Annotated in this window: 17 protein-coding genes, 1 rRNA gene and 1 pseudogene; 5 read left to right on the top strand and 14 right to left on the bottom strand. The window is 72.6% G+C overall.

The features are described from left to right. Positions 1 to 37: 37 nt before the first annotated feature. Complete coding sequence (locus ACIO3O_RS30845; RefSeq protein WP_401751572.1) at positions 38 to 1,840, top strand: glycoside hydrolase family 15 protein; 1,803 nt, start codon at positions 38 to 40, stop codon at positions 1,838 to 1,840. On the opposite strand, the gene ACIO3O_RS30840 is transcribed toward ACIO3O_RS30845, so the two are convergent. Next, positions 1,820 to 3,370, bottom strand: coding sequence for an APC family permease (locus tag ACIO3O_RS30840; protein WP_401751570.1), 1,551 nt, complete (start codon positions 3,368 to 3,370; stop codon positions 1,820 to 1,822). The genes ACIO3O_RS30845 and ACIO3O_RS30840 overlap by 21 nt on opposite strands. 200 nt (positions 3,371 to 3,570) lie before the next feature. On the opposite strand from ACIO3O_RS30840, the gene ACIO3O_RS30835 reads away from it, so the two are divergent. Further along, the gene (locus ACIO3O_RS30835; protein ID WP_189827190.1) at positions 3,571 to 5,199 is read left to right on the top strand and encodes a PucR family transcriptional regulator; all 1,629 of its coding nucleotides are present in this window, start codon (positions 3,571 to 3,573) and stop codon (positions 5,197 to 5,199) included. Positions 5,200 to 5,226: 27 nt separating this feature from the next. Here ACIO3O_RS30835 and ACIO3O_RS30830 read toward each other — a convergent pair whose 3' ends face one another. The 3 genes from ACIO3O_RS30830 to recN all read right to left on the bottom strand — a co-directional run bounded on the left by ACIO3O_RS30830 (position 5,227) and on the right by recN (position 9,092). Beyond that, positions 5,227 to 6,390 carry a glycosyltransferase family 4 protein gene (locus tag ACIO3O_RS30830; protein WP_401751568.1) on the bottom strand — a complete coding sequence of 388 codons (1,164 nt, stop codon included), beginning with the start codon at positions 6,388 to 6,390 and terminating at the stop codon, positions 5,227 to 5,229. A 200-nt stretch (positions 6,391 to 6,590) separates the two neighbouring features. After that, positions 6,591 to 7,295, bottom strand: a complete 705-nt coding sequence (locus tag ACIO3O_RS30825; RefSeq protein ID WP_401751826.1) for a hypothetical protein — start codon at positions 7,293 to 7,295, stop codon at positions 6,591 to 6,593. Positions 7,296 to 7,370: 75 nt separating this feature from the next. Next, positions 7,371 to 9,092: a DNA repair protein RecN gene (gene recN / locus ACIO3O_RS30820; protein ID WP_401751824.1), complete on the bottom strand. Its 1,722-nt coding sequence runs from the start codon at positions 9,090 to 9,092 to the stop codon at positions 7,371 to 7,373. Positions 9,093 to 9,256: 164 nt separating this feature from the next. On the opposite strand from recN, the gene ACIO3O_RS30815 reads away from it, so the two are divergent. Next, complete coding sequence (locus ACIO3O_RS30815) at positions 9,257 to 10,582, top strand: FtsX-like permease family protein (RefSeq protein ID WP_401751566.1); 1,326 nt, start codon at positions 9,257 to 9,259, stop codon at positions 10,580 to 10,582. Between the two features lie 21 nt (positions 10,583 to 10,603). Here ACIO3O_RS30815 and ACIO3O_RS30810 read toward each other — a convergent pair whose 3' ends face one another. From ACIO3O_RS30810 to ACIO3O_RS30800, 3 genes are read right to left on the bottom strand one after another with little or no spacing between them, the layout of a single operon-like run. After that, complete coding sequence (locus tag ACIO3O_RS30810; protein ID WP_189827319.1) at positions 10,604 to 11,509, bottom strand: NAD kinase; 906 nt, start codon at positions 11,507 to 11,509, stop codon at positions 10,604 to 10,606. A 50-nt stretch (positions 11,510 to 11,559) separates the two neighbouring features. Next, a complete protein-coding gene (locus tag ACIO3O_RS30805; protein ID WP_401751564.1) occupies positions 11,560 to 12,375 on the bottom strand; it encodes a TlyA family RNA methyltransferase in 816 nt (271 codons plus the stop codon). Positions 12,376 to 12,381: 6 nt separating this feature from the next. Then, positions 12,382 to 12,618, bottom strand: a complete 237-nt coding sequence (locus tag ACIO3O_RS30800; RefSeq protein WP_401751820.1) for a hypothetical protein — start codon at positions 12,616 to 12,618, stop codon at positions 12,382 to 12,384. A 97-nt stretch (positions 12,619 to 12,715) separates the two neighbouring features. Between ACIO3O_RS30800 and ACIO3O_RS30795 the strand changes: the two genes are divergently transcribed. Then, positions 12,716 to 13,066, top strand: a complete 351-nt coding sequence (locus ACIO3O_RS30795; protein ID WP_401751562.1) for an SCP2 sterol-binding domain-containing protein — start codon at positions 12,716 to 12,718, stop codon at positions 13,064 to 13,066. Positions 13,067 to 13,135: 69 nt separating this feature from the next. Here the strand turns inward: ACIO3O_RS30795 and ACIO3O_RS30790 are convergent, their stop codons facing one another. The 4 genes from ACIO3O_RS30790 to ACIO3O_RS30775 form a co-directional block, all read right to left on the bottom strand. After that, a complete protein-coding gene (locus ACIO3O_RS30790) occupies positions 13,136 to 13,939 on the bottom strand; it encodes an ABC transporter ATP-binding protein (protein ID WP_401751560.1) in 804 nt (267 codons plus the stop codon). Positions 13,940 to 13,968: 29 nt separating this feature from the next. Further along, on the bottom strand, positions 13,969 to 15,033 hold the full coding sequence (locus tag ACIO3O_RS30785) for a FecCD family ABC transporter permease (protein ID WP_401751819.1): 1,065 nt from the start codon (positions 15,031 to 15,033) through the stop codon (positions 13,969 to 13,971). Positions 15,034 to 15,041: 8 nt separating this feature from the next. Continuing rightward, positions 15,042 to 16,094, bottom strand: coding sequence for a FecCD family ABC transporter permease (locus tag ACIO3O_RS30780; RefSeq protein WP_401751817.1), 1,053 nt, complete (start codon positions 16,092 to 16,094; stop codon positions 15,042 to 15,044). Between the two features lie 286 nt (positions 16,095 to 16,380). Then, complete coding sequence (locus tag ACIO3O_RS30775) at positions 16,381 to 17,415, bottom strand: HAD-IIA family hydrolase (RefSeq protein ID WP_401751558.1); 1,035 nt, start codon at positions 17,413 to 17,415, stop codon at positions 16,381 to 16,383. A 72-nt stretch (positions 17,416 to 17,487) separates the two neighbouring features. On the opposite strand from ACIO3O_RS30775, the gene ACIO3O_RS30770 reads away from it, so the two are divergent. Beyond that, a complete protein-coding gene (locus ACIO3O_RS30770; RefSeq protein WP_401751556.1) occupies positions 17,488 to 18,771 on the top strand; it encodes a DUF1015 family protein in 1,284 nt (427 codons plus the stop codon). Positions 18,772 to 18,841: 70 nt separating this feature from the next. Here ACIO3O_RS30770 and ACIO3O_RS30765 read toward each other — a convergent pair whose 3' ends face one another. The 3 genes and pseudogenes from ACIO3O_RS30765 to rrf all read right to left on the bottom strand — a co-directional run bounded on the left by ACIO3O_RS30765 (position 18,842) and on the right by rrf (position 21,340). Next, positions 18,842 to 19,636, bottom strand: a complete 795-nt coding sequence (locus ACIO3O_RS30765) for a hypothetical protein (protein ID WP_401751815.1) — start codon at positions 19,634 to 19,636, stop codon at positions 18,842 to 18,844. A 159-nt stretch (positions 19,637 to 19,795) separates the two neighbouring features. Next, a pseudogene (locus ACIO3O_RS30760) lies at positions 19,796 to 20,692 on the bottom strand (hypothetical protein); the annotation flags it as partial. Positions 20,693 to 21,223: 531 nt separating this feature from the next. After that, positions 21,224 to 21,340, bottom strand: a 5S ribosomal RNA gene (rrf, locus tag ACIO3O_RS30755). Positions 21,341 to 21,510: the final 170 nt, after the last annotated feature.

Here is a 21,510-nt window from a genome sequence, read left to right as displayed (position 1 = left end):
TGGGGGGTGAATGTGGCCGTTCGACTGGAGATTGCACGTGGCCGGGCGCATCGAGGACTACGCACTCATCGGAGACATGCAGACAGCGGCGCTGGTCTGCCGGGACGGTTCAGTCGACTGGCTGTGCCTGCCCCGCTTCGACTCCCATGCCGTCTTCGCCGGGCTCCTCGGAACCGAGGAGCACGGCTTCTGGCGGATCGGACCCTCCTACGCGGAAGGTGCCGAGGCCCCCGCGGCCTCGCGCCGCCGCTACGTGGGGGACTCCCTCGTCCTGGAACAGGAGTGGGACACCCCGCGGGGCACGGTCCGGGTGACGGATTTCATGCCACCGCGCGACGGCGCTCCACAGCTCACCAGAATCGTGGAGGGCGTCAGCGGCCGGGTGCCGATGCACTCGGCGCTGCGCATGCGCTTCAGCTACGGCCGGATCGTGCCGTGGGTGCACCGGGTGGACGGCCGCACGGTGGCGGTGGCGGGCCCCGACTCCGTATGGCTGGACACGGACGTCGAGACGCACGGCCAGGACCTGACGACGCACTCCGACTTCACGGTGGCGCCCGGTGAGCGGCTCGCGTTCACCATCCAGTGGCAGCCCTCGCACAAGGAGCCGCCGCCGCTGCCGGACCCGGAGGGCGCGCTCGACCTCACGGTCGACTTCTGGCGCGAGTGGGTCGAGCACTGTACGTACCACGGCCCCTACCGCGAGGCAGTGGTCCGCTCGCTGATCACGCTGAAGGCGCTGACGTACGCCCCGACCGGCGGCATCGTCGCGGCGCCGACAACCTCCCTGCCGGAGGACATCGGCGGCTCCCGGAACTGGGACTACCGCTACACCTGGCTGCGCGACGCCGCGATCACGCTGTCCTCGCTGCTGCGCACCGGTTACCGCGAGGAGGCCCGCGCCTGGCGCGAGTGGCTGCTGCGCGCGGTCGCGGGCGACCCCGAGAACCTCCAGATCATGTACGGGATCGCGGGCGAGCGCGAGCTCGGCGAGGCGGAGCTGGACTGGCTGCCCGGATACGAGAACTCGGGTCCGGTACGGGTCGGGAACGGCGCCGCCCACCAGCTCCAGCTCGACGTCTACGGCGAGGTCACCGAGGCCCTGCACCTGGCGCACATGACGGGCCTGGCCCGCAACGACTACGCCTCCCTCCTCCAGCTCAAGCTGATCCGCTACCTGGAGGACCACTGGAACCAGCCGGACGAGGGCATCTGGGAGGTGCGCGGCCCGCGCCGCCACTTCGTGCACTCCAAGGTGATGGCCTGGGTCGCCGTCGACCGCACGATCAAACTGATCGAGGGCGGCGACGCGGACGGCCCGCTGGAGCGCTGGCGCGAGCTGCGCGAGGAGATCCACCGCGACGTCTGCGAGAAGGGCTACGACCCCGAGCGCAACACCTTCACGCAGTCCTACGGCTCCAAGGAGCTGGACGCCTCCCTGCTGCTCATCCCGCAGATGGGCTTCCTGCCGCCCGACGACAAGCGCGTCATCGGCACCATCGAGGCCATCCAGCGCGAGCTGTCCACCCCGGACGGCTTTGTGCTGCGCTACCCCACCGACGGGGACAACGCGGGCGTGGACGGCCTGGAGGGCGACGAGGGCGCGTTCCTGGCCTGCTCGTTCTGGCTGGCGGACGACCTGGCGATGATCGGCCGGGTCGACGAGGCCCGCAAGCTCTTCGAGAAGCTGCTCTCCCTGCGGAACGACCTGGGGCTGTTGGCCGAGGAGTGGGACTCCCGCCTCCAGCGCCAGGTCGGCAACTTCCCGCAGGCGTTCAGCCACGTGCCGCTGATCGACACGGCACTGCGGCTGACGGCATCAGGGGCGTACGGGGGCTGACTCCTGCGGTGACTCGGTGCGCTCGGCGGAGTCCTCCAGGACGATCCGGCCGATCACCGCGTACCGGTCGGGGCGCTTGGCCCTGAGGTAGAACCCGAGGCCGAGCCCCCCGAAGAAGACGACCCCCACGATCCAGGGGATCGCCGTGAAGAAGAGCGAATCGGCGGCCAGACCGGCCGCCGTTTCCATGTTCATCACCAGCAGGACGACGACGGCGATCATGCCGATGCCACCGAGCAGCGGTGCGGTGAACGTCCTGAACCAGTGCCGGTCCTCGGGGTGGTTCCTGCGGAAGTACCCGATCACCGCGAACGAGCACAGCGTCTGGACGATGAGGATCGCCATCGTGCCGAGGATCGCGAGCAACGTGTACAGGTGGGTGTACGGGTCCTGGCCCGTCAGCCAGAACGCGCCGACCAGCACCACCGCGATCCCCGACTGCACGAAGGACGCCACGTACGGGGAGCCGTGCGCGGCGTGGGTGCGCCCCAGCGCCGGATGCAGGAAGCCCTCGCGCCCGACGGCGTACAGATAGCGCGAGGCGCACTGGTGGAAGGCCATCCCGCAGGCGAAGGACCCGGTGAGCAGCAGCCACTGGAAGGCGTTGACGGCCCAGCCGCCGATGAAGGTGCGGGTCGGGTCGAAGAAGAGGTCGAGCGGGCTCGCGGAGGAGGAGACCTTCACCGCGCCGTCCAGTCCGTTGCCCGCGATGGTCATCCAGGACACGTAGATGTAGAAGAGCCCGACGCCGATCACCGAGATCAGGGTGGCGCGCGGGATGACCTTCTTGGGGTTGCGGGACTCCTCCCCGTACATCGCGGTCGACTCGAAGCCCACCCACGACCAGAAGGCGAAGAACAGGCCGAGCCCGGCCGAGGTACCGGTGAAGGCGTTGACGGGGTTGATGGGCTCGACAGGGATGCCGTCGGGGCCGCCGCCCGCCAGCAGGACGGCGGTGGCGACCGCGAAGAGCACGGCGATCTCGCCGACCAGCATCACGCCCAGCGCCTTCGCGGTGAGGTTGATGTCGAAATACGAGAGGACCGCCGTCACCGCGAGCATGAGGGCCGCGTAGACGATCCACGGCAGGTCGACGCCGAGTTGCGCCTCCAGGGTGGTCTGCGCGAAGTAGGCGAAGATCCCGACGATGGACGCCTCGAAGACGACGTACGCGAGGACCGCGAGCATGCCGGAGGCCATCCCGGCGATACGGCCCAGGCCGTGTGAGATGTACCCGTAGAAGGCGCCGGCGGCGGTGATGCGCTTGGCCATGGCGACGTACCCGACCGAGAAGACGGTCAGCACGAGGGTGGCGAAGAGGTATCCGGCGGGGGCGCCGGTGCCGTTGCCGAAGCCGACGGCGATGGGGAGGTTGCCGGTCATCGCGGTGATCGGGGCGGCGGTGGCGACGGCCATGAAGACGACGCCGACGAGACCGACGGAGTTGGCCTTGAGCCGGTTCACCGGGGGCGTGGCGGCCTGACGGGGGGTGGTGGCCTGGTGCGGGGAGCCTGGTGCGCTGTCCGACATGGAGCGCTCTCTCTTCCGGCGGAGGGATGGGGAGGGGGCGGCGCCGCAGTCTCCCGCCGCGTGACGTACGCCACAATCGGCAACCGGTCGCCCAAATACGGCCGTCGCGCGACGAGTTGTCGGGGCCCTCGGCCCGGGGACTCGCCCTGTAACCCCCGGGTGATGTTCCTGGAACATGCGCCCGGGTACCGTCCCGATTCATGGACACGCAGGGCGGAATCACCGTGCAACGGGCGCTTGAACTGCCGGGACTCCGCAGCGGACTCCCGGAGGTCGTGGCGGGCGCCGACCGGCTCAACCGGACCGTGCGCTGGGTGCACGCCGGGGAGGTCCCCAACATCGCCTCCCTGCTCAAGGGCGGCGAGCTGCTGCTGACGACGGGCCTGGGGCTCGGCACCCGCCCGGCGGAGCAGCGCGCCTTCGTGCGCAGGCTCGCCGACCGGGGCATCGCGGCGCTCGTCGTGGAGCTGGGGCCGCGCTTCAGCAGGCTGCCCTCCACCCTCGTGGAGACGGCGCGGGCGGCCGGTCTGCCGCTGGTGCAGCTGCACCGCGAGGTGCCGTTCGTGTCCGTCACCGAAGAGGTGCACACCGAGATCGTCAACGGGCACTACACGCTGCTGCGCCAGGCGGAGGAGGTGCACCGCCGCTGCACGGAGGCGCTGCTCGGCGGGGGCGGGGTGCCGCAGGTGCTGGGCATCCTCGCGGACTTCACCGCCAACCCCGTCTTCCTGGAGACCGCCGACGGTCAGCTGTTGTACGCCGCCGGGCCCACCGCCGTGGACTCGGGGGCCGATCCGCTCCAGGTCTGGGAGGGGCTGCGCGGCCAGCGCGAGGCCCGCGAGTCGGGGCCGCCCGCCAACGGGGTACTGGTCGACGTGCCCGGCGGCGGCCACGGGGTGGGCTCGGTGCGGGCCCGGCTGGTGCTGCTCGGGGTGGCGCACCCGCTGCTGCCGGTGCACCGGATGGCGGCGGAGCGGGCGGCGGACATCCTCGCGGTGGTCCTGATGCAGGCCCGCCAGGAGGAGGAGCTCGCGGCGCGCGGTCGCGGCGACTTCCTCACCGACCTGGCGCAGGGCCGCATCTCGGCGGACGAGGCTCCGGCGCAGGCCCGGGTGCTGGGCTTCAAGCCCGGTGAGGGGCCGCTGCTGCCGGTGGTGATGCGGCTGGCGGCCGAGCTGTCGCCGTCGGGGAACTGGGCGGTGCTGGCGCGGGCCGTCCTGGAGGAACTGGCGTCCGTGGGGGTGCCCGTTCTCCTGGGCGTGCGTCCCGTGGAGGGGCGGGTGCCGCTGCTGCTGGGGCTGCGTACGGAGTCGGAACGCACCGCCGTCGCCGACCGGGTCGCCGCCGCCCTGCGCGCGGGCGTGGAGCGCGCCGGGCTCGGCAGGGCGGGCGCACACCCTCCGGTCGTGGTGGTCGGCGTCGCGGGCGGCTGGGCCGCCGCCTCCGCCGGACTGCGGCACGCGGCGGAGACGGCGACGGCGGCACAGGGACTGCACGACCGGCCCTGGTACGACGCCCGGCGCCTCGACATCGACCTCCTGCTGTGGCGGCTGCGCGACCATCCGGACCTGGCGGCCTTCGTCGACCGGGCGATCGGCCCGCTGCGCGACCACGACAAGACCTCGCGCCCGCCCCTGCTGCCAACCCTGGAGACATATCTCGCGCACGCGGGCCGCAAGGCGGAGACCGCCCGCGAACTGCACCTCAACCGGCAGACCCTCTACAACCGCCTGGCCCGCATCTCGGAGCTGCTGGGCACCGACCTGGACGACCCGCAGACGGTGCTGGCGCTGAGTCTGGCACTGCGGGCACGACGGCACGCTTCGTAGGCGCGCAGAAGGCCACCCCCAGGGGCGCTAGCTCTGGCCCGTCAGCTCGTCGTACACGCTGAGCACCTGGGCCACCGTCTCGTCCTCGGTCGGCCAGGTGGCGGCCTGCCGCCTGCCCTCCTCGGCGAGCACCGCCCGCCGGTCCGGGTCGGCGAGCAGCCCGAGCACCGTGCGCGCGAGCGCCTGCGGATCTCCGTACGGTACGAATTCGGCCGCGTCCCCGACCAGTTCCGGAATGCCGCCGACCCGGGTCGCCACCAGCGGCACCCCCGCGCGCAGCGCCTCCTGCGCCAGCACCGAGCGCGCCTCCCACCGGCTGGGCAGCACGGCGACGTCGGCGGCGGCGAGGAGTTCGGAGATGTCGTCCCGGCGTCCCAGCAGGCGCACCGGAAGGTCCTCGGCCTCGATCCGGCGCTGGAGCGCGGCCCGCTCACGGCCCTCTCCGGCGATGGTGACCAGCGGGGCGGGGTCGAGGTCGCGCCAGGCCCGGGAGGCGTCCAGGAGGACGTCGTAGCCCCGGTACGGCACCAGGCTGCCGACGGCCATCAGTAACGGCCGCTCCACCGCACCCAGTTCGGCCCGCGCCTTGCTCTCCCGGAAGTCCTCCGACGGCCGCGGCGCGGGCACCGTCACCGGTGCGAGGCGGGCGTCGCGGGCGCCCCTGCTGCGGGCCCGGTCGACCAGGTCGGAGGAGGTGCCCAGGACGACGGCGGCCGCCCGCGCCGCGCTGCGCTCCATGAGCCGTACGACGTGGCTGCGCGGCCCCTCCGCGTGCGCCCGGGTGTGCCAGGTGACCACCAGCGGCACCCGGCCGCCGCGTCCCGCGTGCGGGCCCTGCGGCCCGGGCCGGCGGGTCGCCGCCGCCCGGCCGCTCAGCGCGAACGCGGTCCGCACGGCGGCGTGCAGGCCGTGCGCGTGGACGATGTCCGCACCGGCGCAGGCGGCCCGCAGCGCCGCCACCGACACCGGGTCGCTGCGCCGGGGGACGGTCACCACGTCGGCGCCGACGTCCGCGAAGTCGTAGGCGCTCTCCAGTTCGGCGGGGGCGCACACGGTGACCCGTACGCCCCGCGCGACGAGCCCTGCGGTCAACGACCTGACGTGCGCGCTGCTGCCCGCGCTGCCGCCGCCGAGGACCTGGACGGCGCGGAGCGGCGACTGTCCGTACGGCGGGGGCGGGGTGCTGCTCACGGTGGTGGGTGCTCCTGAAGTGGGGGCCTCTGCGGGCTGTGCTGCACACATGCGGCCGAACTGCGCTCCTCGTACAACTTCTGCTGCACTTGTGCGCATTACGGCGCCAAGGATGCCAGCCCGCAGGGCTGTTGGGGCACCACAAGTGCCCCGGCCCTTTCACTTCGTGCCCGGTACCACCCGCACGAGTGATCGCCCCTTCAGGACGCGCCCGCCGCACGACTGACCCTGTCGCCGCAGGCCGCGGCGGTGACCAGGGCAGCGGCGTGCAGGGCGAGTCCGGTGCGTCCGTTCCCGGCGACGATCGCCGCACCGAGGGCGGCGCCGAGTGCGTGCGCCCCCGTGTCACCGATCATCGAGCGCCTCTTGAGGTCGTCCTCCAGCACCGCTGCGGCGGCTCCCACGGGTGCTGCGGCGAGCGCTCCCGCCGCACCGCCCTTGAGGAGGCCGGGAGTACCGAGCGCGAGCACTGACGCGACGGCCCGCCCGGGCCGTACGTCGACAAGATTGACCAGGTGCGCGGTGCCCGCGACGACCACTCCCGCGAGCACCCGGTCCACGACACCGTCTTTGAGGAGTGCGCCTGCCGCCAGTCCGGCGGCACCGATGCCGAGCAGCTTGACGCCACCGCTGGTGACCTCACCCCGGCGCAGGGCGCCGAGGTGTGCGCGGAAGCCCCTGCGCGGGTCGTTCGTGGCGACCATGTCGTCGTATGCCCCGCAGCCCCCGGCGGCGAGCACCGCGAGCACGGCCGCCGCCTTGTCGCGCACCGGAACGGCGGGGGACGCGGCGACGGACGCGGCAGCGCCGAGGGCGGTGGCGGGACCGGCGTACAGGTCGACGACCGTGCCCTCGTAGTTCTTCCGCTCCCACAGAGCGGCCTCCCCCGGCGGCCACCGCCGCATCCCGGCCCGTACCGCCAGGGACGCCCCCAGCGCGCTCAGCACCCCCGCGGAACGCCCGCGTATGTTCCCCGCCACTTACGCGTCCGTCCTCGCCGTCGCCAACAGTTCCTCCGCGTGCGCCCGTGCCGTCTCGGAGTCCTCCTGGCCGGCGAGCATCCGCGACAGTTCCCGCACCCGGTCCTCGCCCTCCAGCACGGTGACACCGCTCCTGGTGACCGAGCCGTCGTTCGTCTTCTCCACCAGCAGCTGCCGGTCCGCGAACGCCGCCACCTGCGGCAGGTGCGTCACCACCACCACCTGCGCCGACTTCGCCAGCTTCGCGAGCCGCCTGCCGACCTCCACGGCCGCCTTGCCGCCGACACCGGCGTCGACCTCGTCGAAGAGGTACGTCGGCACGGGGTCGGACCCCGCGAAGACGACCTCCACGGCGAGCATCACCCGCGAGAGCTCACCGCCGGAAGCACCCTTGCCGATGGGCCGGGGGTGCGCGCCGGGGTGCGGGGCGAGCAGCAGCTCGACCTCGTCGGCGCCGGAGGAGCTGTACTGGACCGGACGGCCGTTGACCTCGATGCCGCCGGTGGGGTCCTCGGTCTGCCGGATGTCGATGGACACCCGGGCGTGGGGCATCGCCAGCGACGCCAGCTCCTCGGTCACCGCGTCGGCGAACCGTGCGGCGGTCTCGGTGCGGGCGTCGGTCAACGCCTGTGCCAGCAGCGACAGTTCGTCGCGCAGCACGTCGCGCTCGGCGGTCAGCTCGCCGATCCGGTCGTCGTCGCCGTCCAGCTCGGTGAGCCGGTCGGCGCCCTCCTGCGCCCACGCCAGCACGGAGTCGATGTCCGACCCGTACTTGCGGGTGAGCTGAGTGAGGGCAGCCCTGCGCTCCTCGACGGCGGCCAGCCGCAGCGGGTCGGCGTCCAGGTTGTCGGCGTACCCGGCGAGCTCGCCCGCCACGTCGCCCAGCAGGATGCCGATCTCGCCGATCCGCTCGGCCAGCGACGCCAGCGCCGGGTCGTGCGCCCGTACGGCGTCCACGGCCCGCTGGGCGCCCGCGACGAGGGTGTTGGCGTCGACGCCCTCGGGGTCCTCGGGGTTGCCCGCCAGGGCGGCGTGCGCGAGCGCCGCCGCGGAGGCGAGCGCCTCCGCGTGCCCGAGCCGCTCGGCCTCGGCGGCGAGCTCGACGTCCTCCCCCGCCAGGGGCTCGACGGCGGCGATCTCCTCCAGCCCGAAGCGCAGCAGATCGGCCTCCTGGGCCCGCTCCCGGGCCCGCGTGGTGATCTCGTCCAGCTCCGTGGAGACGGCCTTCAGGCGCCGGTAGGCGGTCACGTATTTGGCGTGCGGCACCGAGACGGCGTCGCCCGCGTACCGGTCGAGGGCCTGCCGCTGCCGGGACGGCCGCAGCAGCCCCTGCTGGTCGGTCTGCCCGTGCACGGCCACCAGGTCGTCGGCGAGCTCCGCGAGGACGCCCACCGGCACCGAACGCCCGCCGAGGTGGGCGCGCGAACGCCCCTCGGCAGAAACCGTCCTGCTGACGATCAGCGCCCCGTCCTCGATCTCGGCCCCGGCCTCTTCGGCACGCAGCGCGGCAGGGTCGCCGGGGCGCACGGTGAGCCGCCCCTCCACCACCGCCGCCTTGGCCCCGAGCCGTACCAGGGCAGGGTCGGCCCGGCCTCCGAGCAACAGCCCGAGACTGGTGACGACCATGGTCTTGCCCGCTCCGGTCTCGCCGGTCACCGCCGTGAAGCCGGGTGACAGCTCGACGACAGCGTCGTCGATGACTCCGAGCGACCGTATCCGCATCTCCTCCAACACGGACACGACCTTACGAGGTCCGAAGCCCCCCGTGCGACGGCCCCCGTCCGCCGCCCTCTTCCGGAGCGGTACGGAATCTGGGGAAATCCCCACCTTGATCTCTGCGGCTTGCGTCATGGTGCGCACCTGCCCGGCCGACGGAGCCTTGATCCATGACAACAGGACTCGCACGATCTGCACTTCGCGGCCACCGACCGGCCTTCGTGGGCACGGCGGTGGCCGCGCTCTTCGCCGCGACGGTGGTGAGCGCGGCGACGACGATGCTGTCGGTGACGGCCGCTCCCGGAGTTTTGGCCGAAGTGGGTGACATGGCGGTTGTCCTGTTGATCGGTTCCATCTACATGTCGATTTTCGTGGTGGCGTCCACGATGGGCACGGCCGTCGCCCAGCAGCACAAGGAACTGGCGCTGGTGCGCACCGTGGGTGCCCGCCCCCGCCAGGTCCGGCGTGCGGTGGTCGTGCAGGCGGTGGCGGCGGCCGCCCCGGCGGCGCTGGTCGGGTGCGCGCTCGGCGCCCTGCTGGCGCGTCCCTGGTTCGCGGGGATGCAGGCGTGCGGGATGATCCCGGCCGGGACCGTCCTGCGCTTCAGCTGGGTGACGCTGCCGGTCTGCCTGGGCGTGGCCGTGGTGACGTCCCCGCTGGCCGCCCTGCTGTCCTCCGTACGGTTCTCGCTGCTGCGCCCCGCGCGGGCCCTGGACGAGGCGGCAGCGGAGCGCACGGGCCTCGGGTGGCTGCGGGCCGCGCTGGGCGTCCTGGCGGTCGCGGGCGGCGTGCTGCTGTCCGTACTGCTGACGAAGACGCAGTCGGACAAGGCGGGGCAGGCGTCGTTCCTGGTCCTGCTGCTGTTCTGCGCCGGGGTGGGGTTGCTGGGGCCGCGGATCGTGGGCCCGGCGGCGTGGCTGGTGTCGGCGCCCGTACGCAAGTTCGGCGGGAGCGCACGGCTGGCGATGCTGAACGTCCGGGCGCAGCCGCGCAGGTTCGCCGCGGCGATGGTTCCGCTGGTTCTGGTGACCGGGTTCGGCCTCACCAAGATCGGGATGCGGACGACGGCCGCGCACCACTCGGGCAGCGCGGGCGCGCCGGGCGAGGTCTGGCTCGACTACGTCGGTACGGGGCTCTATGCGGGGTTCGCCGCCATCGCCGCCGCGAACACCCTCGCGATGATCTCCTTCGAGCGGCGCCGGGAGATCGCCCTGCTGCGGGTGGTCGGCACGCTGCCGCGCCAGGTGCGGGCGATGGCTTGCTGGGAGGCGGCGACGGTCGCGGTGACTGCGCTGGTGCTGGGCGGGCTGATCTCCCTCGCGACGATGGCACCGATGCTGGTGCAGGCTTTCGGCTCGCCCTTGCCGTACCTGCCGTGGCAGGTCGTGGCCTGCGTCGGCGGTGGCGTCCTGCTGCTGACGGTGCTGGCCACCGCGGTGCCCGTGGGGGCGGCACTGCGCCGCCGCGCGATCACCGTGGTCGGCGCGACGGCGTAACTGCCCCTCGTGCGGCGGCCGTCAGTGGGGCGCGCCCCGCCACCCCGACACCGGCAGCGCGAACTTGGCCACCAGGCGGTCGGTGAACGACGCGTGGTGCAGCCGGGCCAGCCGTACGGGAACGGCTCCCCGGCGCACCTCCACGCGCGCCCCCGAAGGCAGTTCCACGGTCCTGCGCCCGTCGCACCACAGCACCCCGTTGGGGGTGTGCGGCTGCACCTCCACCGCGAGCACCGACGTCGGTGACGTCACCAGCGGCTTCGCGAACAGTGCGTGCGCGCTGATGGGCACCATCAGCAGGGCCTCCACCTCCGGCCACACCACAGGGCCACCGGCGGAGAAGGCATAAGCAGTGGACCCCGTCGGTGTCGCGCACACGATGCCGTCGCAGCCGAAGCCGGTGACAGGGCGCCCGTCGATCTCCAGCACCACTTCGAGCATCCGCTCCGGTGACACTTTCTGGACGGCGGCCTCGTTCAGCGCCCAGTCCTCGTGCACGACGTCGCCGTTGTTGTGCACCAGGACGTCGAGCGTCATCCGCTCCTCGACCTCGTACGAACGGGTGACGACCCGGTCCACGACCTTGTCCAGGTCGTCCCGCTCGGCCTCCGCGAGGAAGCCGACCCGGCCCAGGTTGACGCCCAGCATGGGCACCCCGGACGCACGGGCGATGTCCGCGCCGCGCAGCAGCGTGCCGTCGCCGCCCAGCACGATCAGCAGCTCGCACCCGTCGAGCACGTCGGGGGTGGCCTCGACGACCGTCTCCACGGACGAGGGAAGCGGCAGGTCCACCGCCTCCGACTCCAGCAGGCGCACGCCGAGGCCGCTCTTCAGCAGCCCCTCCACGACCAGCTCCGCGCTGCGGATGGCGGCGGGCCGCCCGGTGTGCGCGAGCAGGAACACAGTCCGCTCCGCAGCCGGTTCCAGCACCCGCGCCGCCTCCGGCGCACCTGACGTTCCGGTCGTCCCTGTCGTGGTCACTGAGGCCCCTCCGCCACCGCACGCGTCACATCCGCAGGGTCGAGCTCGGGAGCTCCGGCCCTCAGCCACAGAAAGTACTCGACATTCCCGGAAGGCCCGGGCAGCGGACTGGCCGTCACGCCCTGCACCCCGAGCCCGAGCCCCCACGCCTGCCGCGCGACATTGCGTACGGCATCGGCGCGCAGTTCGGGGCTGCGCACCACTCCTCCGCTGCCCAGGCGCTCCTTGCCGACCTCGAACTGCGGCTTCACCATCAGCACCAGGTCCGCGTCCGGGGCGGCGCACCGCGCCAGCGCGGGCAGCACGAGCCCCAGCGGGATGAACGACAGGTCGCCCACCACCACGTCGACGGGCACCCCGTCGATCATCTCCAGGGTCATTTCCCGGACGTTCGTACGGTCCTTGACGGTCACCCGCTCGTCCGACTGGAGCGACCACGCCAGCTGCCCGTACCCGACGTCCACGGCGACGACGTGCCCCACGCCGGCGCGCAGCAGTACGTCCGTGAACCCGCCGGTGGAGGCCCCGGCGTCCAGCGCCCTGCGTCCCTCGACCTTCAGGCCCAGCGGGGTGAAGGCGGCCAGCGCCCCGGCCAGCTTGTGGCCGCCGCGCGAGACGTAGTCGGGGTCGTCGTCGTCCTGGAGCACCACCAGGGCCGCGGCCGTCTCGACCTGCGTCGCGGCCTTCGTGGCCACCGTCTTGCCGACCTTGACCCGGCCCGCGGCGATGAGCTGGCTCGCGTGCTCCCGCGAGCGGGCGAGCTTCCGGCGGACCAGCTCGGCGTCCAGGCGGCGGCGTGCCACTCCTGCCACGTGCGTTCAGCTCCTGTTGTCGTGCGGTGAAGCGGGGGGCGCCGGAGGTCCCGGGCGTGCGTCGAGTGCGGTCAGCGTCTCGCGCAGCCCCCGGTGTACATCCTCGTACACCTCGATGTGTCCGTCGGCCGTGAGGTGGTCGACGTCGGCCAGCCGCTCCAGGCGGGCGTCCACCTCGGGATGCCCCGTCGGCGTGCGTACGACCTCCAGCGGGGCCGGGGCGGCCGGGTCGTACGCCACCATGCCGGCGGCCTCGCCGCCCGCGTCCCCGGTGGCCCTTGCGTCCTCTTCGTCCATGGTCATGACGCTACCGCGAAGGCCTGCGGTACGGTCGGCCGTGATGGCGACCATGCAGGAGTGCCGCGACGCACTCGACAAACTCTCGGAGAACCTCACCCGCTCCGACCACGACGGCGTGCGCGGCGTCGCGGCCTTCGACCGCACGCTCAGCTGCCACATCACCGACCTCGACACGACCTTCACCGGTCGTCTGTCGGACGGCCGGATCACCGTCGAGGACACCCGGCCCGGCCCCCCGCGCGAGCGCGCGCAGATCCGCCTGGCGATGACGGGCGACGACCTGGTCGCCCTCGTCGGCGGCGAGCTGAACTTCGCCAAGGCGTGGGCGTCCGGCCGGGTCCGCCTGGAGGCGGGCTTCCGCGACCTGCTGCACCTCAGGAAACTGCTGTAGCGGCGAGCACCGCTCGTGGCGCTCGCGCACGCCGCATGGCGAGCACCGGTCGTGGTGCTCGCGCACACGTCAAGAGGCCACAGCGGTACGTGCCCTCCGCGCCGCCGGAACCACCAGCGGCGTCCCCGTCTCGGGGTCCTCGATCACCTGGCACTTCAGCCCGAAGACCCGCTCCACCAGCTCCGCCGTCACGATGTCCGACGGCGCGCCCTCGGCGACCACCTCGCCGTCGCGCAGGGCGATCAGGTGGGTGGCGTAGCGGGCGGCGTGGTTGAGGTCGTGCAGGACCGCGACGAGGGTGCGCCCCTGCGTCTCGTGCAGCTCCGCGCACAGGTCCAGTACGTCGATCTGGTGCTGGATGTCGAGGAAGGTGGTCGGCTCGTCCAGCAGCAGCAGGGGCGTCTGCTGGGCCAGGGCCATGGCGATCCACACCCGCTGCCGCTGCCCGCCGGACAGCTCGTCGACGTACCTCTCGGCGAGTTCGCCCACCCCGGTGGCGGCCATCGACTCGTCAACGATCTTCTCGTCCTCGGGCGACCACTGCCGCAGCAGGCCCTGGTGCGGGTAGCGGCCGCGGGCCACCAGGTCGGCGACGGTGATCCCGTCGGGCGCGGTCGACGACTGCGGCAGCAGCCCGAGCGTCCTGGCGACCTTCTTGGCCGGCAGCGACTGGATGACCTGTCCGTCGAGCAGCACCCGCCCCTGCGCGGGCTTCAGCATCCGCGACAGGGCCCGCAGCAGCGTGGACTTGCCGCAGGCGTTCGGGCCGACGATGACGGTGAAGGAGTTGTCCGGGATCTCCACCGAGAGGTTCTCGGCGATGACCCGCTCGTCGTAGCCGAGAGTGACCGATTCGGCGGCAAGGCGCTGCATGGACGTTGTACTCCTCTGATCGTTCTTGCTCATATCCGGCCTGCCTTGCGTTCGGTCACCAGCAGCCACAGCAGATAGCAGCCGCCGACCACACCGGTGACCACGCCCACCGGCAACTGCCGCTCGCCGAACGCCGACTGGGCGGCCCAGTCCGCCACGATCAACAGCGCCGAGCCCATCAGCGCGGAGGCCACCAGGTTCGGCCCCGGCGCCCGCGTCAGGCGTCGTGCGACCTGCGGCGCGCTGAGCGCCACGAAGATGATCGGCCCGGCGGCCGCCGTGGCGGCGCCCATCAGCAGCACGGACAGCACGATCAGCGCCACCCGGGTCCGCTCCACGGGCACTCCCAGCGCGTGCGCCGCGTCGTCGCCCATCTCCATCATCCGCAGCGACCGCCCGTGCCGCAGCACCAGCGGTACGAGCACGACGCACACGGCGGCCAGCGGCCACACCTGCTCCCAGCCGCGCCCGTCCAGCGAGCCGGTGAGCCACACCATCGCCTCGGTCGCGTCCGCCAGGTTGGCCTTGGTGAGCAGGTACTGCATGACGGCGGTCAGCATGGCCGAGGCCGCGATGCCGACCAGCACCAGGCGGTAGCCGTGCACGCCCCGCTTCCAGGCGAGCAGATAGACCAGCACACCCGTGATCAGACAGCCGACGAGGGCTCCCAGGGCGATCGTCCAGCTGTTCCCGCGGAACACCACGATCATCACCAGCGCGCCCACCATCGCGCCCTGGCTGAATCCGAGCATGTCGGGGCTGCCGAGCGGGTTGCGGGAGACCGACTGGAAGACCGCCCCGGACAGCCCGAGCGCCGCACCGACCAGCAGCGCGGTCAGCACCCGGGGCAGCCGGACGTCCAGGACGATGAACTCCTGGGCCATCGCGCCGTTGCCCAGCAGCGTCTGGACCACGTCGCCGGGCGACATCGGGAAGTCGCCGCCGCCCACGAGGACGAGCACCACGGCGACGGCCAGCGCCACCCCGCCGATCAGCAGCGCGAACAGCGCCGCCCGGGCGTCGTACCGCACGGAGAGCCCGCCGCCGAACCGCAGCGCCCGGCGCTTGCTCCGCGTGCTTGCCCGCTTGTCCATGTCGATGCTCACAGCTGCCCCATCCGCCGACGCCGTACGAGGTGGATGAAGACCGGCCCGCCGATGAGCGCGGTCACGATCCCGACCTGAAGTTCCGCGGGCCGGGACACGACCCGGCCGACCACGTCGGAGCCCAGCAGCAGCACGGGCGCTAGCACGGCCGCGTACGGCAGGATCCACCGCATGTCCGGGCCGGTGACGGCCCGCACCAGATGCGGCACCATCAGCCCGACGAAGACGATGGGCCCGCACGCGGCGGTGGCCGCTCCGCACAGCAGCGTCACGGCGACCATCGACAGCACTCGCGTACGCATCAGGTGCACCCCGAGCGAGCGCGCGCTGTCCTCGCCCATCTCCATCGCGTTCAGCGGTCGTGCCAGCACCAGCGCCAGCACCAGCCCCGCCACGATGAACGGCCACACCTTCCCGACGACCGCCATGTCCGCGGACGCCAGCGACCCCACGGTCCAGAACCTCAGCCGCTCCAGAGCCGCCGAATCCAGCAGCTGTACGGCATTCACGTACCCGAAGAGCGCCGCGGTCGCCGCGGTACCGGCCAGCGCCAGCCGCACGGGCGTGGCCCCCCGGCTGCCCCCGAGCACGTACACGACGGCGGAGGCGACCCCGGCCCCGAGGAACGCGAACCACACGTACCCGGTCAGCGACGTCACCCCGAGGAAACTGATCGCGCTCACGACAGCGGCCGACGCCCCCGCGTTCACGCCCAGGACTCCCGGCTCGGCCAGCGGATTGCGGGTGAGCCCCTGCATCACCGCACCGGCCGTACCGAGGGCGGCGCCCACCAGGATGCCCAGGATCGTGCGCGGCACCCGGACGTCCCGCACGATGACGTCGTTGCCGGTCCCGGAGTAGTGCCACAGCCCGTGCCACACGTCCCCGAGCGGAATGTTCTTCGCCCCGACCGCGATGCTCGCCAGCACCACCAGCACCAGAACACCCAGGGCTACGAGGAGCCCGAGCGTCCGGACGGAATTCCGTTTACGTCCCGACGCCGGAGCGGAATCACGCTCCACGCCCTGCTCAACGACACTCTCAACCAACACCCAGTAAGGCTAGCCTACCCTCCCCTTCCCTCAGCCCCCTTGGGCATCGAGGCCGCCCTCCCCCTGAGCCCCCTTGGGCATCGAGGCCGCCCTCCCCCTGAGCCCCCTTGGGCGGCGGGACCGCCCTTCCCCTTCCCCGTAGCCCCCTTGGGCGGCGGGGCCGCCCCCCGGGGGCGGAACGGGCGGGCAAGGGGGCGGCCCCTCCCGCTCCCGGCCCACCCCGGGAACCCCCGCCCCGCACCCGCACCGGGCGCCCCACCAAAGGGCCCCACCCCTGTACCCCCTACGCCAACCCCACCCTCTTCACCGCCTCCCCCACCTCCACCCCACACGCCCCGTCCCCCGCCGCCCCCCACGCCACCGCGCACATCGCCCGCAGCCCATCCATCGCATCCCCTTCCCCCTCAACCACCAACGCCTCCCCCTTCACCGAAGCCGTCCACCCCCCACAGCCGAACCCCCCACCCCGCTCCACCACTTCCGGCTGCCCCACCAGCAACCCCCGCAGATCCGCGTCCACATACGTCGGCCGGTACTTCGCCTCCGCCCTCAACAGCTGCACCGCATCCGTCACCCCGGTCAGCACCAGCAGCGAATCCACACCCCCCACATTCGCCCCCTCGATGTCCGTGTCGAGCCGGTCCCCGACCACCAGCGCCCGCTCCGCCCCGGTCCGCAGGATCGTCTCCCGGTGCATCGGCGGCAACGGCTTCCCCGCCACCTGCGGCTCCGCCCCGGTGGCGATCCGTACGACCTCGACGGCCGCCCCGTTCCCCGGCGCGATCCCCCGCGCACTCGGAATCGTCAGATCGGTGTTCGACGCGAACCACGGCACCCCCGCCCTGATCGCGTACGACGCCTCCGCGAACCGGCTCCACGCCATGTCCGGCCCGCCGTACCCCTGCGCCACCGCCACCGGTTCGTCGTCCGCCGACTCCACCGGCACCAGCCCCCGCTCCCGCAGCGCGACCCGCAGCCCCTCCCCACCGATCACCAGCACGCGCGAACCCTCCGGCACCTGCTCGGAGATCAGCCGCGCCACGGCCTGCGCCGACGTGATGACGTCCCCCGCCTCCGCCGGAACCCCCAGCTCCGTCAGATGGGCCGCGACGGCCTCCGGCGTCCGCAGCGCGTTGTTCGTGACGTACGCGAGGTGCATCCCGCCGTCCCGCGCCACCCCCAGCGCGTCCACCGCGTGCGCGATCGCCTCGCCCCCGGCGTACACCACCCCGTCGAGGTCCAACAGCGCCGTGTCATAGGCCTCCCGGAGCGCCTTCTCACTGCTGCCCGGACGGTTCCTGCCCTGCCGCTGACTCATTCTGGTCCGCTCCTCGCTCGCTGCCTTTCCCCCGATCATCACCCATCTCCCCACCCCACTTACGATGCACCAATGACCACACCAGGGCCGGACGGGGACCACGGCCTGCGACTAGTCCCCCTGCGCGGACTTCGCTACGTCCCGGAGGCGGTCGGCAGTCTGTCCGCCGTCACCTCTCCTCCGTACGACGTCGTGGTCCGCCCCGACGGCCTGCTCCACCTGGAGTCCGCGGACCCGCACAACATCGTGCGGCTGATCCTCCCCCAGGCGGACACCGCCGCCGCCCGCCACCAGCAGGCCGCGCGCACGCTCCACGACTGGATCGCCGAGGGCATCCTCGCCCCCGACCCGGTCCCCGCCCTGTACGTCTACGAGCAGTCCCGCGACGGCCTCCTGCAACGCGGCCTGATCGGCGCCCTCGCCCTGTCCGCCCCCGAGGCGGGCGTCGTCCTCCCTCACGAGGACGTCATGCCGCACGTGGTGGCGGACCGCGCCGCCCTGATGCGCGCGACGGCCGCCAACCTGGAGCCCCTCCTCCTCACCTACCGGGGCACCCCGGGCCCGGCCGACACCGCGTCGGTCATCGACCGCACGGTCGCCCGCCCCCCGCTCCTCGCCACCACCACGGAGGACGGCTTCCACCACCGCCTGTGGGCGATCACCGACGAGGCCGAGATCGCCGAGGCCGCCTCCGACCTCTCCGGCCACCAGGCGCTCATCGCCGACGGCCACCACCGCTGGGCCACCTACCTGCGCCTCCAGCAGGAGCACGGCCCCGCCGCCAGCGCCTGGGACTACGGCCTGGTCCTCCTGGTCGACACGGCCCGTCACCCCCTCCAGGTCCGTGCCATCCACCGCCTGCTGCACCGCCTCCCGGTGTCCGAGGCACTGGCCGCGGTCGGCCACTCCTTCCGGGTACGTCACCTGGAGGTGCCGCTCTCCGAGGCCACGGCGGCCCTCGCCGAGTCGGCCACGCAGGGCAACGCGTTCCTCCTGGCGGGCGACGGCTCGTACCACCTCCTGGACCGGCCCGACCCCGAACTCCTCTCCCGCACGGTCCGCCGCGACCGCCCGGACGCCTGGCGCACCCTGGACGCGGCCGTCCTGCACGAGACCCTCCTGGCCCACGTCTGGCACGTCCCGGACGCCCCCGAGGACATCGCCTACATCCACGACACCCAGGCCGCCGTCGAGCAGGCCGAACGCAACAACGCCACCGCCGTCCTCATGCACCCGGTCCGCGAGGAAGTCGTACGCGACCTGGCCCGCCAGGGCGTCACCATGCCCCGCAAGTCCACGTCCTTCGGCCCGAAACCCGCCACCGGCCTGGTCCTGCGCAGCCTCGACGTCACCTGACGCACCTCCCCTGAACGCACAGAAGGGCGGCACCCCGGAATCCCGGAGTGCCGCCCTTCCTTTTTCACACTCAGCCCTTGTCGGCCTCACGCTCGACCGGCGCCTCGGCCTCGGCGGGAGCCGCCACGGGCTCCTCCTCGACCGGCACCTCGACGACGTCCTCGGCCGTCTCGGCCTCGGCGGTCTCGACCACGACGGTCTCGATCACCGCGGGCTCGTCGTCCTCGTCCTCGGCCAGCGCGTCGACGAACTCGACGCCGTCCAGCTCGGCCAGCCGGTCGGACGCGTCGGTCGTGCCGTCCTTGTCCGCCTCGACGGCCTTCGCGAACCACTCGCGCGCCTCGTCCTCACGCCCCGCCGTCAGCAGAGCGTCGGCGTACGCGTACCGCAGTCGCGCCGTCCACGGCTGTACGGAGTTGGAACCCAGCTCCGGGCCCTGCAGCGTGACGATGGCGGCGTCGATCTGCCCCATGTCACGACGTGCGCCCGCCGCCACGAGCCGCATCTCGACCTGACCGGCCTTGTCCAGCTTCTGCACCTCGGGCTCACCGGCCATGGCCAGCGCACGCTCGGGGCGGCCGAGGCCACGCTCGCAGTCCGCCATGACGGGCCACAGGTCGACGGTCCCCGTCATCCGACGCGTCGCCCGGAACTCGGCGAGCGCCTCGGTGTACCGCTGCGTCGAGTACGCGGCGAAGCCGGCGGCCTCGCGCACGGCGGCCACTCGCGACGCCAGCCGCAGGGCGATGCGCGAGTACGCGTACGCCTCCTCCGGCTCGTCGTCGATGAGCTTGGCGACCATCACCAGGTTCCTGGCGACGTCCTCGGCGAGCGTCTTCGGCAGGCTCATCAGCTCCTGGCGCACGTCCGGGTCGATCTCGTGGCCCGTGACGTCGTCCGGGATCGGCAGCCGCTTGATCGGCTCACGGTCGCGGTCCTCGCGGCGGAAGCCGCCCCGGTCACCACCGCGGTCGTCCCGACGGTCGTCCCGCCCGCCCCGGTATCCCCCACGGTCCCCGCCCCGGTCGTCCCGACCACGGAAGCCACCACCGGACCGGTCGTCACGACGCGGCCCCCGGTCGTCCCGGCGGTCGTCCCGACGGAACCCACCACGGTCGCCGCTCGGCCGGTCGTCCCGACGGAACCCACGGTCGTCGTCACGCCTGGGCGCACGGTCGTCCCTGCGGAACCCGCCACGGTCGCCACCGGAGCGGTCGTCCCGACGCTCGAAGCCACCACCGGTCGGCCGGTCGTCGCGGCGGAAGCCCCCACGGTCGCCGCCCCGGTCATCACGACGGTCGTCGCGACGCTCGAAGCCGCCACCGCTGCTGGGACGCCCACCACGGTCGTCACGCCCACGGAAGCCCCCGCGGTCGCCACCACCGGAACGGTCATCGCGACGGAACCCGCCCCGCTCCCCGCCCCGGTCGTCCCGACGCTCAAAGCCGCCCGGACGCCCACCACGGTTGTCATCACGACGGAACCCGCCACGGTCGCCACCGGAGCGGTCGTCGCGACGCTCGAAGCCGCCACCGGAACGGTTGTCGTCCCGACGGAAGCCCCCACGGTCGCCACCACCAGAACGCTCATCGCGACGGAACCCACCGCGGTCACCGCTCGGCCGGTCATCACGGCGGAAGCCCCCACGGTCGCCACCGCGGTCGTCCCGACGCTCGAAGCCGCCACCGGAACGGTTGTCGTCCCGACGGAAGCCCCCGCGATCGCCGCCACCGGAACGGTCATCGCGACGGAAGCCGCCTCGCTCCCCGCCCCGGTCGTCCCGACGCTCAAAGCCGCCCGGACGCCCACCACGGTTGTCATCACGACGGAACCCACCGCGGTCACCGGTCGGCCGGTCGTCGCGGCGGAAGCCCCCACGGTCGCCGCCCCGGTCATCACGACGGTCGTCGCGACGCTCGAAGCCGCCACCGCTGCTGGGACGCCCACCACGGTCGTCACGCCCACGGAAGCCCCCGCGGTCGCCACCACCGGAACGGTCATCGCGACGGAACCCGCCGCCACCGCCCCGGTTGTCGTCGCGGCTGAAGCCGCCACCGGACGCGTTGTCGTCGCGCCGGCCGTAGCCACCACCGGACGGACGACCACCACGGTCGTCCCGGCGGTCCCCACCACGGTCGTCGCGACGGAACCCGCCACGCTCACCGCTGGGACGGTCGTCGCGACGGAAGCCACCCCGGTCGTTGTCACGGCGGGGGCCGCGGTCGTTGTCACGACCACCGCGGTATCCGCCCCGGTCACCGTTGTTGTCGCGGTGACGCGGCTCGCGCTCCGGACGATCGTCAGGAGAGTTGGTGGACATGGGTGACTCCTAGTCTTCGGGCAACGCAGTCATTCTCGCGCAGTCGGGCATCCGACGCGCTTCGGGCAGAAAAACAAAAAGGACCCTTGGTCCCAGCATGAACGCTGGGACCAAGGGTCCTTTTGAAAGATTGTTCGGCGGCGTCCTACTCTCCCACAGGGTCCCCCCTGCAGTACCATCGGCGCTGAAAGGCTTAGCTTCCGGGTTCGAAATGTAACCGGGCGTTTCCCTAACGCTATGACCACCGAAACCCTATCGGTTTCGAGCGAACAAGCACACTCTTCAATTAAGTGGGTTCTGCTCTTACCAGCAACTGTTCGTTGCTTCAGAACTAACACAGTGGACGCGAGCAACTGAGGACAAGCCCTCGGCCTATTAGTACCAGTCAGCTCCACCCGTTACCGGGCTTCCACATCTGG

Origin of the sequence: Streptomyces sp. NPDC087440, assembly GCF_044744005.1 — a bacterium.
Classification (GTDB): Bacteria; Actinomycetota; Actinomycetes; order Streptomycetales; family Streptomycetaceae; genus Streptomyces.
The sequence above is the reverse complement of the archived record's forward strand: the minus strand, read 5'-3'. Positions and strand labels throughout refer to the sequence as shown.

Excerpts from the sequence above, each read along its gene's own strand:
- ACIO3O_RS30840 (WP_401751570.1), bottom strand. The coding sequence starts at position 3,370 with ATGTCGGACAGCGCACCAGGCTCCCCGCACCAGGCCACCACCCCCCGT.
- ACIO3O_RS30835 (WP_189827190.1), top strand. The coding sequence starts at position 3,571 with ATGGACACGCAGGGCGGAATCACCGTGCAACGGGCGCTTGAACTGCCG.
- ACIO3O_RS30825 (WP_401751826.1), bottom strand. The coding sequence starts at position 7,295 with ATGCGGCGGTGGCCGCCGGGGGAGGCCGCTCTGTGGGAGCGGAAGAAC.
- recN (WP_401751824.1), bottom strand. The coding sequence starts at position 9,092 with ATGCGGATACGGTCGCTCGGAGTCATCGACGACGCTGTCGTCGAGCTG.
- ACIO3O_RS30815 (WP_401751566.1), top strand. The coding sequence starts at position 9,257 with ATGACAACAGGACTCGCACGATCTGCACTTCGCGGCCACCGACCGGCC.
- ACIO3O_RS30800 (WP_401751820.1), bottom strand. The coding sequence starts at position 12,618 with ATGGTGGCGTACGACCCGGCCGCCCCGGCCCCGCTGGAGGTCGTACGC.
- ACIO3O_RS30795 (WP_401751562.1), top strand. The coding sequence starts at position 12,716 with ATGGCGACCATGCAGGAGTGCCGCGACGCACTCGACAAACTCTCGGAG.
- ACIO3O_RS30790 (WP_401751560.1), bottom strand. The coding sequence starts at position 13,939 with ATGCAGCGCCTTGCCGCCGAATCGGTCACTCTCGGCTACGACGAGCGG.
- ACIO3O_RS30785 (WP_401751819.1), bottom strand. The coding sequence starts at position 15,033 with ATGGACAAGCGGGCAAGCACGCGGAGCAAGCGCCGGGCGCTGCGGTTC.
- ACIO3O_RS30775 (WP_401751558.1), bottom strand. The coding sequence starts at position 17,415 with ATGAGTCAGCGGCAGGGCAGGAACCGTCCGGGCAGCAGTGAGAAGGCG.
- ACIO3O_RS30770 (WP_401751556.1), top strand. The coding sequence starts at position 17,488 with ATGACCACACCAGGGCCGGACGGGGACCACGGCCTGCGACTAGTCCCC.